This window comes from Pseudoalteromonas sp. B62 (assembly GCF_037162565.1).
In the GTDB taxonomy this organism is placed as follows: Bacteria; Pseudomonadota; Gammaproteobacteria; order Enterobacterales; family Alteromonadaceae; genus Pseudoalteromonas; species Pseudoalteromonas fuliginea.
The window spans coordinates 1591151-1605778 of record NZ_JARLVB010000002.1 but is presented as its reverse complement, the minus strand read 5'-3'; the positions used below and the strand labels follow the sequence as shown (position 1 = coordinate 1605778).

At 34.6% G+C, this 14628-nt stretch carries 12 protein-coding genes and 3 pseudogenes; 1 reads left to right on the top strand and 14 read right to left on the bottom strand.

The features are described from left to right. Nucleotides 1-6 precede the first annotated feature (6 nt). From P4S71_RS11710 to P4S71_RS23130, 8 genes and pseudogenes are all read right to left on the bottom strand, one after another. A pseudogene (locus P4S71_RS11710) lies at nt 7-2237 on the bottom strand (polysaccharide biosynthesis tyrosine autokinase). A 15-nt stretch (nt 2238-2252) separates the two neighbouring features. Then, nucleotides 2253-2687: a low molecular weight protein-tyrosine-phosphatase gene (locus P4S71_RS11705; RefSeq protein WP_337150718.1), complete on the bottom strand. Its 435-nt coding sequence runs from the start codon at nt 2685-2687 to the stop codon at nt 2253-2255. A gap of 12 nt (nt 2688-2699) precedes the next feature. Continuing rightward, nucleotides 2700-3814: pseudogene (locus P4S71_RS11700) on the bottom strand (polysaccharide export protein). 569 nt (nt 3815-4383) lie between these two features. Then, a pseudogene (locus P4S71_RS11695) lies at nt 4384-6317 on the bottom strand (polysaccharide biosynthesis protein). A 164-nt stretch (nt 6318-6481) separates the two neighbouring features. After that, complete coding sequence (locus tag P4S71_RS11690; RefSeq protein ID WP_337150717.1) at nt 6482-7030, bottom strand: sugar transferase; 549 nt, start codon at nt 7028-7030, stop codon at nt 6482-6484. Nucleotides 7031-7041: 11 nt separating this feature from the next. Continuing rightward, nucleotides 7042-7965 carry a UDP-glucose 4-epimerase family protein gene (locus tag P4S71_RS11685; RefSeq protein ID WP_337150716.1) on the bottom strand — a complete coding sequence of 308 codons (924 nt, stop codon included), beginning with the start codon at nt 7963-7965 and terminating at the stop codon, nt 7042-7044. A 344-nt stretch (nt 7966-8309) separates the two neighbouring features. Next, nucleotides 8310-8729 carry a hypothetical protein gene (locus P4S71_RS11680; RefSeq protein WP_337150715.1) on the bottom strand — a complete coding sequence of 140 codons (420 nt, stop codon included), beginning with the start codon at nt 8727-8729 and terminating at the stop codon, nt 8310-8312. A gap of 168 nt (nt 8730-8897) precedes the next feature. After that, entirely contained in the window at nt 8898-9629 is a 732-nt protein-coding gene (locus P4S71_RS23130) for an EpsG family protein (RefSeq protein ID WP_442961715.1), read from the bottom strand. Between P4S71_RS23130 and P4S71_RS11675 the strand changes: the two genes are divergently transcribed. Further along, nucleotides 9559-9702 (top strand): hypothetical protein, encoded by a 144-nt coding sequence (locus P4S71_RS11675; protein ID WP_337150714.1) that lies wholly within the window; start codon nt 9559-9561, stop codon nt 9700-9702. The genes P4S71_RS23130 and P4S71_RS11675 overlap by 71 nt on opposite strands. A gap of 188 nt (nt 9703-9890) precedes the next feature. Here the strand turns inward: P4S71_RS11675 and P4S71_RS11670 are convergent, their stop codons facing one another. The 6 genes from P4S71_RS11670 to rfbC form a co-directional block, all read right to left on the bottom strand. Further along, entirely contained in the window at nt 9891-10769 is an 879-nt protein-coding gene (locus tag P4S71_RS11670) for a glycosyltransferase family 2 protein (RefSeq protein ID WP_337150713.1), read from the bottom strand. A gap of 78 nt (nt 10770-10847) precedes the next feature. Next, complete coding sequence (locus P4S71_RS11665; RefSeq protein ID WP_337150712.1) at nt 10848-11807, bottom strand: glycosyltransferase family 2 protein; 960 nt, start codon at nt 11805-11807, stop codon at nt 10848-10850. Next, the gene (locus tag P4S71_RS11660; protein ID WP_337150711.1) at nt 11792-12715 is read right to left on the bottom strand and encodes an SDR family NAD(P)-dependent oxidoreductase; all 924 of its coding nucleotides are present in this window, start codon (nt 12713-12715) and stop codon (nt 11792-11794) included. Before P4S71_RS11660 ends, P4S71_RS11665 begins: the two co-directional genes overlap by 16 nt. Continuing rightward, nucleotides 12715-13719 carry a hypothetical protein gene (locus P4S71_RS11655; RefSeq protein ID WP_337150710.1) on the bottom strand — a complete coding sequence of 335 codons (1005 nt, stop codon included), beginning with the start codon at nt 13717-13719 and terminating at the stop codon, nt 12715-12717. Before P4S71_RS11655 ends, P4S71_RS11660 begins: the two co-directional genes overlap by 1 nt. Nucleotides 13720-13790: 71 nt before the next feature. Further along, nucleotides 13791-14045, bottom strand: coding sequence for a hypothetical protein (locus tag P4S71_RS11650; protein ID WP_337150709.1), 255 nt, complete (start codon nt 14043-14045; stop codon nt 13791-13793). A 21-nt stretch (nt 14046-14066) separates the two neighbouring features. Continuing rightward, nucleotides 14067-14615 carry a dTDP-4-dehydrorhamnose 3,5-epimerase gene (gene rfbC, locus P4S71_RS11645; RefSeq protein WP_182748079.1) on the bottom strand — a complete coding sequence of 183 codons (549 nt, stop codon included), beginning with the start codon at nt 14613-14615 and terminating at the stop codon, nt 14067-14069. Nucleotides 14616-14628: the final 13 nt, after the last annotated feature.

Here is a 14628-nt window from a genome sequence, read left to right as displayed (position 1 = left end):
GTCCTTTTATTTATCTGATTTATATTCGTAGTTGTAATAGCCATAGTAACCGTAGGCATTACTGGCTTTTTTAACCACACCATTAAACACTAACCCTTTTACATCTATACCGTTTTGCTCAAAGCGATTTCGAGTAAGCTCTATTTCACGCAAATGGTTTTGCCCAAAACGCGCGACAAGCAGAGTCGTACCGGTATGAGCACTTACAATTGCAGGATCAGTTACGGCTAAAATTGGAGGGGTATCAATAATAACAATATCGTAGCTAGCACTTATCTCTTCAACTAATTTACTGAAGTTTGAATGCATTAATAATTCAGATGGGTTTGGTGGTATTTGCCCACGGGTAATAACACTTAAGCCTTTAACTTTAGTTGCTTTAGTTACTTGTTCTAAATTTAAACGGCCCGACAGATAGTCACTTAAGCCATCGTCCCACTTTAAACCGAACTGCGTTTGCAAGTAACCTTTACGCATATCGGCATCAATAATAAGTACTTTTTTACCACTTTGAGCCAACACCGCGGCTAAATTAACTGATATAAATGACTTACCTACACCCGGGCTTGGGCCCGATATTGCAATAATGTTATTTTTAGATTCCATCATCGCAAAGTGTAAGCTCGTACGCAGGCTTCGTAGTGCCTCAATTGCTAAATCGGCAGGGTTGTCGAGCGCAAGTATTGATTTAGGTTTGCCCACTTTATTTTTTTGGTTCTTACTGTAAAGCCTGCTAGTTTATCTTGAAAATCTGAGTGCGGCACACTTGCGTAAACAGGTATTCCAAGCGCTTCTATCTCTGTTGGATCTTCTACGCCTTTATGCACCGCTTTTTGAATCAATACAATTGCTACAGCTAAAAACCCACCAAGTAGTGTTGCCACTACAGCTATAAGCGCCTTTTTAGGTTTCACTGGTTCAGTCGTATCAACCGCGGCTATATCTACAACTCGCACATTACCTACAGTACCAGCACGCACAATATCAAGCTCTTGCGTTTTACTTAGTAGTAACATGTAAATTTCGTTACCCACTTCAACATCGCGCGTTAAACGAAGTAACTCTTGCTGTGTTTCGGGTAGATTGCTTATTTTAGAAGTAAGTAATTTTTTTTCGGTTTCAATAGATTCAATTTGCTTAATAACACCTTGATATGCTGGATGTTCACGCTTAAATTTGCGACTTAACTCTAAGCGTTTCAAATCAAGTTCTTGCAGTGTTGTGTCTAGCTCTACAATCTGTTCAAGCACCGCTTGAGTTTCTAGAGTTATATTTACAGACTTGCGTTGTTTTTGGTAATCATTAAAACGCTGTTCTGAACCTTCAAGTTGTTTTTTTACTTCAGGCAACTGTACTTCTAAAAAATCGAGAGATTTTTTAGCCTCGGCGCTGTTACGCTCTACATTACGGCGCACATAAATATCAGCAACTTTATCGAGTACTTTTGCTGAATGAGTAGAACTTTTATGTTCGTACGCCAAAGTAATAATACCTGAGTCTTTACCTTTTTCACTGGCAGATATTTCTTGCTGCAAATCGATTACTGTTCGATAACGGTTATTCTTAATTAAAGTAAATGTTGTACCAGGGCGTGCATTTAAACTACGTACTGTAAGTTCATAATATCCACTGCTTTCATCCTGACCCACTTTGCCCGTAAGTACAGTGTCTCCATCAGGGTTAATTAATTCATACTGCTCATTTTCATTTACAACTAATTCAAATTCTTCATTTTCAAATGCTGTTGGTACTACAAATCTAAATACATTAATTGCTTCGCCGCCCCAAGCATAGCTACTGGCGCCTAGCATTGGTTCCGCTATGTCATTTTCTTTTTCGGCTACAAACCCCCTAAAAAACCGCCCTCCAATAACAGGAAATAACTTTGGTTCGGCTACTATATTAAGCTTTAACGAATCAACGGCTTCACCAATAACACTGCGCGACTTTAATAGTTCAATTTCGGTTACAGCTTCGCTTGAACCCTCAAACATGCTAGCCATGTCATCTAAACCAGGAACTGAAGGGCTACTTTCTTCAACTTGTATTAGGGCTGTTGCCTTGTAAATAGGCGTACTAAATAAGGCTACTGCGACCCCAATTATTGCAAATACAGCCGTAAATAAAACAATAAAATATTTACGGTCGAGTAGTGTTCCAAATAGAGCCAGTAAGTCGACTTCTTGTTCATTTGATTTATTTTGATTGCTGGTTGGAGCTGTCGGCTTAGGATTCATTAACTTTGCCATTCCTTATAAATACTTTTGCCAAGCGCTACATGCGCTGTCGATTAATGTGTAAACGTGTTCAAAAGCCTCTTGGCTTTGGCGGTATGGGTCGGGGATTTCGGCGTTATTAATCCATTTACCTAGTAAAAATATTTTACCACGCGCCTCAGGATAACGCGCATGTACATCGTTTAAATGGCGTTCTTCCATAACCAGTATTACGCTATTTTGCGCGACTAAGCTTGATGTAAGCTGCTGCCCTTGGTGAGCATCCATATTAACACCATGAGCGAGTGCTATTTGTTTGGCTTTTGCATCTGCGGGTTTGCCTTCAAGCGCTGTTAAACCCGCTGATGATACTTTAATATTTTTACCTTCGAGCTTTGCTTTTAATACATACTCACCGGTTGGGCTGCGGCAAATATTACCCGCACACACTATTAAGATAGAATCAAACATATCCATTAACCCTTAATTGGCGCTTATATCATCTAAACTATCAACGGTAGCTACCGATGGTAGTAATAAACTAATTACACGGTTCCAACGAGCTAGTGGCGCTGATGTTACATAAACTATATCGTGCGGCTGTAGTTCAAATTGCTCGGCCAATACCATTGCTGCTATATTTTTAGCATGTAGTTGATATACATCGGCAATAATCCCGCTTTTCTCAGTATTGCTTTTACGCATTACAAATATGCCATTGGCGTCGGCTGTATTTTCGTTCAAACCACCCGAGGTACTTAACGCCTCAGCCAAGTTTAAACCATAACGATTAAGTGTTACTGAACCGGCTCTTTTTACATCGCCTAATACAAACACTTTTTGCGTGTCGTTACGATTTATATGCACTATATCGCCATTTTGTAATAATCTGTTTTGCGAAATGTCGCCATGAGCATAAAAATCATCGAGTTTAATAACTTCTGTTTTATTGCCTCGGGTAAATGTTACTGTTCGCCAATCAGCTGCACTAGTTAAACCACCGGCTTGGTTTAAGGCATCGATTAAAGTTAGCGGCACTTCTGTTACAGGGTATATACCTGGCTGTTTTACTTCACCAGTCACATACGCTTTTTGACTTCTAAACCCTACTATTTTCATATCTACCTGAGGGTCTTCAATTACTCGGCTTAAACGCTCGACAAGTTCGTTACGAACTTCACTTACAGTGCGCCCCACCGCTGGTATGTTGGGTGCATATGCGTAAGTTATAGTGCCATTTTCTTGCACTCTAAAGCCGTCAAACTCTGCTGTTCGTTGTACCGCTGCAGGTATTGTTAGCTCAGGGTGGTCCCATACGCCAATGGTTAGTACGTCACCAACACCTAGTTTATATTCGTAGTTGCTTGTGTTTATGTTATTTAAACTAGATATAGGCCTAGCAGCTACTCGCGCTTGTTTTTGTTTATTTATTAGTAGCGAGTCAATTATTTGAATGTTTACTTTTTCGAGATCTTGCTCGAGGTTTTGTGTTTGCTCGCCAGGGGTAACCCCTCAAAATGGCTACCAGGTACTATTGTACAGCCGGTCATGCTTAGTATTGCGAGTATTGATGCGAGTGATTTACAGCTTAACGCCATTGTAGAATCCCAATTTTTTTAATATTGCACTTACTCACCGACCTTGGTGAGTACTTGTATTTTAACTGGCTAATTAAAGCATGGCTATAGGAGCGGCGCAAGATACGACTGTTCAGTAAACACGCAACCAGTTAAATAAATGTGAAAAGCATACCCGCAAAAAGCCTCACTAGTATATTATTCTTAGGTTTTCACTTTCGCCCTATCCTCTACCCCTAGTTAAAAGTTTGCATACTGATTTATTTTCAACCTAAAATCTCAGTGCTGCGTTTACTTTTTAGCGAATATATTTACTGGTAGTATTAAATGAGCTGGAATAAATAACTTAAAAATAAAATAGCTTGTTTAGCGCCACAAGCTTTAACCAGTACTTTAGTGAAAAACTTAAAAACACTTTACCTATTGATTAAAAAGCCGATTATTATTCTCTTTTATTAATCAAGGCTATTGCTAGCTTTCTATAGTAAGGATGTAAATTGAGTGAGGGCAGATTGTACTTGGTTAAGAAGGGGTGTGCAAATAACGCTGTAGGGAATATAGGTGCAAAGTAAATTTGCACCTATATTCATTTAGTTACTAGTTGCCGTTGGTAAAACCGTAATGTTAGATTGTGTATTATATTTTTGCTTCCAGTTTAAGTCGCAAATACCATCTGTTGGTGAAAATGCAGTTGGTGCTGTTAACAATAATTTACGTATTTCAGGATGATCAGACTCATCACATGCAATTTTAAGTTTATCTAAAAACGGATCAAGCTCTGCCCATGGCATTTTTATTTCTTGCGCGCTTAAAATTCTAGGGTGCTCAGTACCAATAACATTATCGCCAATAAGTAGCTCTTCAAAAAGCTTTTCGCCAGGTCGTAAACCGGTGCATTTTATTTCTATGTCGCCATTCGGGCGTTTTTCATGTTTTACCTCAAGCCCAGATAAATGAACCATTTTGGTTGCTAAATCTTTAATTTTTACAGGCTCACCCATATCGAGCACAAATACATCACCTCCTACCCCCATTGCACCAGCCTGAATAACTAGTTGAGCAGCTTCAGGAATGGTCATAAAATAGCGGGTTATGTCTTGATGGGTGAGTGTTATTGGGCCACCCGCTTTAATTTGTTTTCTAAAAAGTGGCACAACAGAACCCGATGAACCTAAAACATTACCAAATCTAACCATGGTGAAACGTGTTGTACTTTGAATTTCAGATAAACCTTGCAAGACAAGCTCAGCCATACGTTTTGTTGTTCCCATTATGTTGGTTGGGCGTACTGCTTTATCTGTAGATATAAGTACAAAAGTTTCTACGTTAGTGAATATTGCAGCCGTTGCTACATTGTATGTGCCATAAACATTATTACGTACACCTTCTACTACATTGTGCTCAACTAAAGGAACGTGCTTATATGCAGCCGCATGATAAACAGTTTGTACATCAAAAGTTGAGAATGTTGACTCTACTAGCTTTTTATTTTGGATTGATCCAAGTATTGGCAAAACTTCTATATTTAAGCCATTGCTAATGCAATATTCAGATAACTCTTTTTCTATTGCGTATAACGCAAATTCAGAAAGTTCAAATAACACTATTTTAGTAGGGCTACTTTTTACTATTTGCCTACAAAGCTCAGAACCAATTGAACCACCGGCTCCTGTCACCATAACAACTTTATTAGCTATATTTGCCGCCATCAAATCATCTCTAGGTTCAACGGAGTCACGCCCAAGTAGATCTTCTATTTCAACGTCTTTTACTTCATCTAAATTGTTAGTACCAGACACAATATCAGCCATGCCTGGGATGGTCATTACCTGTAGTTTAAATTTTTCAATCGCATTTAGTATTTCTTTTCTGCGGCTACGCGATGTACTAGGTAACGCTAGTAAAATTTTGTTGGCGCACTTTTGCTTTGCAATTGCAGCTATTTGCGAGGGGGCATGTACACAAATACCTTGTATTAGCGATAAGTGTTTTTTCGGATCGTCATCTATAAAAGCAACAGGAGAATATTCAGGACCATTAGCAAGTGCTGTAGCAAGTTGACGTCCAGCTGAGCCTGCACCGTATATTATTACGCCTTCTTTGCGCCGCATAGTAATCTGCCCAACTACTGCACGTACTGTTAACCTTGCGCCACCTACAAATAAAATACAAAAACTAGCATAAATAAAAGGAACGGTGCGCGGTACTGGCGCACTTAGAAAAAAGATAAAACAGTCAAATAAACTGTTGAAAGTATAACTCCTGCAATAATAGCCCACATAGCCTGAGAGTTCATATAACGCAGTACTGCTCTGTATAAACCAAGTTTTACAAAACTTAATAAACTTAATGGAAGTAAAACGCAAAGCAATGTCCATGTATGTGCGCTTTTCAGGACAGCTGTACTATCTAGCCTTAACAAAAATGCAAGCCAAAAAGCGACTACTATAAATACACTATCAATGAGGAGAGAAACAACTCTTTTTTGGGGACGAGGTAAATTAACTAAGAATTTTAAAAACACAATACATTTCCCTGAAGTTAGCAGCGCTACTACTATTCTATTGATTACAATTTTACTACAAGACGAACCGCTATTGCACTTAATAGTTAAAGACTATATGTAAATATTTATATAGTCTTTATGTATTTGGTTATAATTTGTTAAATATTGTAATACTTAAGTAGTTACTTTACTCGATCTCCACTTCCTTTACCTGTTACTGTTTGGAGTATGTAAGCAAAGTATAATTTTAAGTTTAGAGTATTAATCATTTTACTATCTGTTTCAGCGAGTAATTCTGGCGTAGACATATCTATTTCATTTACTTGTGCAAGACCCGTTATTCCTGGGCGTACATCATAGATATTTTTAGCATCACGAGCTTTTGTTAGTTCGCCTTGATTAAACAGTCCTGGGCGAGGTCCAACCAAACTCATTTCACCTTTTAGTACATTCCACAGCTGTGGTAATTCATCTAATTTAGTTTTACGTAAAAAACCACCAAATGGCGTAATAGATGATGTACTTGCTAGGTGACTTGCTACAGACGCGGTATCTATACTCATAGTTCTAAATTTAACTAAGGTAAATGGTTTTTTATTGCGCCCCACTCGCTCTTGTTTGAATATAGGCGACCCTGTATCGAAAAGGCCAATAATGTATAAAATTATTAAAAATGGCAGAGCAAACACTAAACCTGCTAATGAAAACAAAATGTCGAGTATACGAATCATTAATTAACCTATTAATTTTTTGCTGAGAACTTAAAACCATCTTCAACTGAATATGGTGGTGCCCAATTAAGTGTATTTTTTGTGTAAGTTATATCCACTTGTAGAGACCCTATTAAACGATCTACTACTTGTTTTTTACCTAGTAATGAACCAGCCAGTGAAAATAACGTCGGCGGTACTGGTAGCGCTAAGTTTGACCTACCCTGAACTTTAGCCATTAATTGTATCATTTCAGCAGTGGACAGGTCATGATCATCACTTACTAAAAACACTTGATTTACGGCATTAGGGTGTATTATGCAGAGCTTAATAAGATCAACTAAATTATAAACAGACACCAAGCTACGTTTATTTTTATTTATCGCCCTAAAGGGTAAAGGAAATCCTTTATTCACTAAACTCATTAGAGATGCAAAGTTAGCTTTTACCCCTTTCCCATATATTAAAGGAGGCCTTATAATTACTATTTCCATACCTGTTTGTTTCCCTAAAACTAGCAATTGTTGCTCTGCCTCTGCTTTAGAAATACCGTATGGATCTTCTGGGGCGCTTTCTTGTTCGTTAAAAGGAGCTCGGCCTGTTGTACTTTCCCCGTTTACTTTGATTGTACTTACGAATATAAAACGTTTAACACCAGCACGAGCCGCCTGAGTAGCCAAATTTAATGTCCCCTGAGTATTTACTGCCCTGAACTCATCTAGAGGACTTTCAGATTTTTCTGCCATTATATGAACGCGTGCGGCGCAGTGAATAACTACATTAATTTCTTTTAGCGCTCTAGTGTAATCAGAATCAGCGTCAATATTAGCAATATGCTGATTAGGATACCCATTATCTGAGCGATTAATATAGCTCAGCACGTAATCATCTTTTAACTCAGGGATTAAGTGCTGACCAACAAAACCTGTGCTACCGGTTAATAATACATTATACACTAGCGATACTTACCTTTTCGTAAACAAAAAACGGGTTAAACTATTCAGGTACCATAAAAAATGCTTTGAAAATATACTTCTATTTTTGTATTCGCCTTTATGTACAGCACTTACATTCTTAAAAAACCTAAGCAAAATACCTGCTTTATTTAGCCGATAGCAAAGATCTACATCTTCGTAATACATAAAGTATTTTTCATTAAACCCATTTACTAATTCAAATGCGGAACATTTTATACATAAAAAAGCACCTGATGCCCACTCAACAATATCACCCTCATTTAACGTATCTTTATTATAAGGTAAATTTATAGGCTTCATTAAAAATGGATTAAACAAGTTAATTAGTTTTGGAAAATAACGTACTGAGTTTTCACTTTCAACCAGCTCATCATTTTTAAAAAGGTTTGGGGCAAAAAAGTTCCATCCTGAGTAGTTAAGCTAACTATGAGCTTTTTAAATTCATCTAGTGTAATAAATACATCTGGATTAAATATAATAAACCAATCTTCATTATTTGCATTTAATTTTTGTTTTGCATAATTAAAGATAAAGTTATTATTTTCACCAAAACCTAACATTTTATTAGTGGTCACATATTCAAGATTATGATTTTTAACATAGCTTTCAAGCTTACTTTCTTTGATATTGTCTTTTATAACAACATATACACTATTGAGTTCTGCTATTTTTAACAGCTCTTCATTTTTTGAAATATAGTCGTAATGGTCATGAGAGACTATTCCGATAATTATTTTAGACATTTTCCTTCCATAAAATAGTTTAAATAAAAATACAAAACCTAACTACTCAAAAAACATCACCCCTGATTAAAAGAACATATAATTAAGACTAAATTAAAAGTAATTTTATTTTTCCAGAGCGATGAATTTAAGTAATTAAATTCATAGATGAATATAAAAAGGCGCAACTTAAAAAAAGTAAAAAAAACCGAAAATAAACCTTAGATTCTTTAGAAAATACTTTTGATAAGAAAGCAAAAAAGCAGAATCGAACACAGAAAAAAACTCTGATAGCCTAAGAGCTATTGAATCGTTTAATCGGAAAAATATAAAGAAAAAAGTTCCTAAGCAGGAAAAACAAAAGAAAAGCTGTAAATAATATCGATTCATGCTTTTTACTTTTTCATCTCTCCAAATATAAAACCATAAAACATATAAAGTATATAATGTTATTTTAATTAGTAAATAAGAGTTAAGTAGACTCAAGGCAACGACTTTATATGAAGCATCGAAATATGGCACCAATCGTTCACCAATAACAGGTAGGAAAACGAAAAAACTCAAGTCCATAGGAAACATAATACCTAAGAGCATGAGAAAAACAAAAAGTAAAACGATAGTTTTTTCGTATTTATCTTTTTTAACCAAAAATAAGATTGGTATAGTAAGTACAATTAGGAAAGCTGACAGATGAAAACACAATGAAATTAACAGTATAAAAAAACTACTGAAAAATTTCCTGTCCATATAAAAAGATAAAGAAACTAAGGAAAGTCCAATTGCAGCCGCTGCTCTAAATTGAGTTAACTCTAAAGTAAAAAAAAACTTACAGAAATATAATAGTGAGAATGTGGCTATTATAGCTGTATCGAACTTTGCTATTAAAAAAACTTTAGAAAATATTGAAATACTAACAAATATAATAATTACAAAATATACACCACCATCAAATAAAGCAGAAAAGTTAGAAAAAAATAAAATGCGGGATCTTTAATTGAAAGTACGCTACCTGTACTCGATTCCTTTATAGAGCTAAAGTACCAACTTAAATAGTTATCATAATCTTGTGAATTTTCAACGTCTCTTACAAAAAAATAATAAGAAAGACAGTGAAATATATAATAAGAGTACAAAACACTTTTTCAACGAAAAGGTGTTTTTTTATTATATTCCAACCCAGAATTAACCATTAAACTTACCAAAACGACCTAACACACCATGATAAATACCTTTTAACATATGTTTAATGTGTGCTGGTTTATCTGTAGTAGAAACAGCATAAACAAAAAATCGTGGGGCTATTTTAAGTAATTCAGAAATTTTCCACTGAAATGGGATGTGTGACATCCTTAGTAGCATAAAAATATTTCTGAAGTAATAGTAATGTCTTATAGGTGAGTGATTCACATATTTTTTCCCTAAAAAGATCACTGGCTTTTCGCCTATTTCATGTTCCATTTTTAGCCAAGGCAGGCCAAGTACTTTATAACCTTTTTGGTGGGCACGCAAACACCACTCAATATCAACAAAGTCGATAAACAAATCTTCATTCATTGAGCCAATTTCACTGTAACAGGCTAAATTAATTAAAGTTCCTGAACTTATTACGTACGAAACATCAATTGGGCTGTCACCATTTGCAGGCACTCTTCCCATCAGGAACTTTCGTTTCTGTATAAATGCTGCGTCAAGGCCTAATGCCTTATCATGATAGCAAGGCGCTACCAAAGCAATTTCATTAGGTGCTTCATGCTCTTCATAAAATGTAACCAAGCCATTAACCAAATCTAATTTAGGTACGCTATCTTGATCCAATAATAAACAATACTTATTTCCTTGTTGCTGAGCACTCTCAATTCCAATATTAAGAGCTTTAGCAATCCCTACATTGTCATTTAATGTAATTAAAGTGATTGAATTACAAAAATTGTACTCCGTAGGTTCAGGAGTGTTATCAACTACAATAACATTGTAATCCTTTGATAATTTAACAACATTATTTATGTGGTCTTGCTCTGGTTTGTAAAATATAACAACCAAACTTAAAAGATTTGTGGCCATCTTGATATATACACCTTAGGTATCAGATAAAAACTGCATGTAAACTATAAATTTTATAGCGTACACTACAATCTGCTTCTATTTATTTTTCGAAATTATTTTTTGATCATGGAAAAATTTAATTAATATAAATATAAAGCGAGGAGTGAATAACAACCCCCATATAACAAATTTATTAATGTGTGATGCTAATTTTATATTATCCTTATTTTTCAAATAACTACTTAACGTCAAAACACCTAAAAACCTGAGTTTTATCATGTTTTTTAGGCCAAATATTCCTGTATACTTAGAATGACTTTTTATAACTTTAATACGCTCAAAAGCAGTAGGATTTACTTTATAAACACTATCAATCAGACTAATCCAATCATTACCAAAGACATTGAATATTTCTGCTTCCCAGTAACTTTTAGCTTTATTAATATTTGTAGCTACTTTTACTTCATCGATAAAAGTTAAATTACAAGACTCTACAACTCTATTAAATATAATTTGTGATTGTGGGAAGTTTTTAGCAAGACCAACTGTATCAATCTGCTCTATAACTTGTCGCCTATATATACAGCAGCCAGTTAAAGTTAAATGCCATGCTAACTCAGAAAACAATCGTCTAGTATCTGTATATATTTGACTTGGGTGTGTGAAATTTCGTTCTCGAACATTTGTTACATAAAAATCTGATTTAACAGCGTTAATTTTTTGTAAAAGCTGAGCTATACCACCATTTTCAATATACATACTATCACCTAGATACCAAATATATTCTTGCGTTGGCATAGACAGGGTTCTTATGCAGTTTCTATCATGGCCTAAAGAGGGTACATTTCTACAATATACAATATTATTATATGTATTTTTCAGTAACTCAACCATGTTTAATGTATCATCGTTTGAGCTATCATCAGAAATATAGATACATATATTGTATGCTCGTAATTCTGGCAACATTTTTAGTATATTTTCTTTTAAAATATCAGCTCTATTATAAGTAGGTATTGCTATAGATAATTGTTCAGAAATTAAATTTGCTTGCAATATAATAACTCCTCTATTCCTTGCTTCAGGCTCTTAGGAGTATAATTAACATATCCATTTAACTTATCAATATTCAGCACTATCTTTTTTGTATCAACCAATCGCTTCTCTTCAGATAATATGATTAATTTATTCTTAGTTATATTTTCGATTATTTCTATTATTTGATTAAGAGACATTCCAGTCCCAGAACCAATATTAATTACTTCTCTAGAAGTACCTTGGTCTAATAGCTGTACAGTGATATTAATAAGATCAATAACATTTATATAATCTCTAATTATTTCCCCTTTTCCATAAAGTGTTAAAGGGGAGCTAGTAGATAGTTTATTGATTGCAACAGCAATAAATCCTTGATTTCTATCTTTTGGTTGGTATCTTCCATAAACATTAGATGGTCGTAATATTAAATAGTTTAGATCACTATTTCTCGCGACAAAACGTATGAAATTTTCAATCAGTAGTTTGCTATACCCATAGTAATTTATTGGATTTAAGGCGTTGGTCTCACATACTCTATCTGAGTCAGTATTTCCATAGATAGTGCCCCCAGACGAAAAATAAACAAACTTAATATTTTTAGACGCTAGTAAGTGAATTAGTTTATACGTAGGCTCTATAACCTCTTTTAATTCTTGATTAAAATCACTAAAATCACTTGAAGGTATTAATCCACTTGCTAGGTGAATTACAGTATCAATTTCGTAGCTATTAATAATATTCTTAATATTTTCAATATCTTGTAGATCGCATTTTAAAATAGTAACATTATTCATATTTCTAACTTTTTGCTGTGCATTAGTTAGATTTCTAGTCAACAAAACTAAATTAACATTTTTAGACTGAAGCTCTTCGATAAGGTTTTTCCCGATAAACCCCAAAGCACCTATTATTAAGATATTTTTCACTATAATCCCTTACTCTTTTTAAAATAGTACTTATTCATCTCTTCTTTACCAAAATAAAAAAACAAAGGAAGCATTATTAACCACTGAAATAGGTTCACGTAAATATACATATGATAAATAGATTTCTCTTGCATCGAGATAAAAACAATAGCACCGGTTGACAGTGCTGTAATTATTGAAGGGATATTGAATGGTTCTAATTTATGAGCTCTTACATAAATAGCATAAATACTCATCAATACCACACTTAGCTCAGAGAAACAGAGCAATAATATATTACTGAAACTTAAGATACGGCTATTATAAAATTCAAAATAAGAAGCGAGATAAACAAGCAGCATAATCGTAAAAACCCCCACAATATAAGTTCCTAAGGTAAACAATGAACGCTCTTTGAATAATTTATAAAGAGCTACACGCTCACCTTTAGCAGCTAACATATTAATTTTTGGGAGTTTTGAAAATAGCCACACATAACAAAATGTGGAAATAGCTTTAACAATTGTTATGGATAGCCCTAGTTGACCTGCTACCACATCACCTTGGTACTTATATGCTATTGGCACATATAAATTAAAAATAAAATATCCACATAGAAAGCTAACAGCATACTTAGACTGTAAGGTTATTATTTCCTCTTTCCATGAATGGATATTTATAATGTTATGCTTATATATTTGTACACATAGCTTTCCCGCATATCTTTTTAATAGTATTACTGATGTAAGTACGTAAAAAGCGATTGAAAGAGGTAAAGTAAAAACCCCGCCACCTAAAAGCAAACCAACAACAATTACGGTTAGAGAAACTAAATTACTGTACGCTATTGTTAAATGAATCTCATAAATGTTATCAAAACCTTTATAAATTGCCTGTAATAGACTAACGAATAAGTTCACACCATTGAAAATACAGTAGATTATCCAAGCCAATTTTATCGAGTCACTTTCGTTTTCAAAAAAGTAAATACCAACAAATACCAAAAGTACGACAGCTAAAGGCACAATGTACAAATAAAACTTCAAAGCATAACGGACTAAACCAAACGCGCGGTCGATCGAATTACGCTTTCCAATTAAAAACCCATTTTTTTCTTTAAATAAGCATATTCATGGCTCACAAATTGGGTAATGATACTAGTAAACCCCAACTCAACAATGCCGCTTAAAGCTGATAAACTAATAAATGTATACCAGATACCTTGCTCTCGCACATTTAAACTAAATAATACAGCCATAATCACTAATGGCCCTTTCAGAGCCATTATGAAGCGATCTAAAAATAGAACTAAAGTATCTCTGTCTTTAAATGCGTCTACAAAAGTTTTCATTGGATATTATTTATCACTCTTTTAAAGACAAGTACTTTTGAGGAATGTCATTGCATTTTTATCTTTGTCCGAAAGTAAAACATTATCTATTTTAACAGGCCATTGTATATTTAAAGTTTCATCGTTCCATAATATTGATTGCTCGGATTGAGGATTATAATAATCTGTACATTTATATACAAACTCAGCCTCTTCACTAGTTACATAAAATCCGTGTGCAAAGCCTTCTGGTACCCATAGCTGTCGTTTATTCTCAGCAGATAGATAAACCCCTACCCATTGCCCAAATGTAGCAGAGCTTTTACGTATATCAACAGCAACATCAAATACCTCACCTGAAGTTACGCGTACTAACTTACCTTGTGTATTTTCAGTTTGGTAATGTAAGCCGCGTAAAATACCTTGCTTAGATTTAGAGTGGTTGTCTTGCACAAAAGAGGTGGGCTTTTTAGTAACTAGCTCTTCAAATTTTTGCTGGCTCCATGTTTCCATAAAAAAGCCGCGTTCATCACCAAATACCGCAGGCTCTATAATTTTAACATCAGGGATGTTGGTATCGATTACTTTCATGTTTTCAACCTAC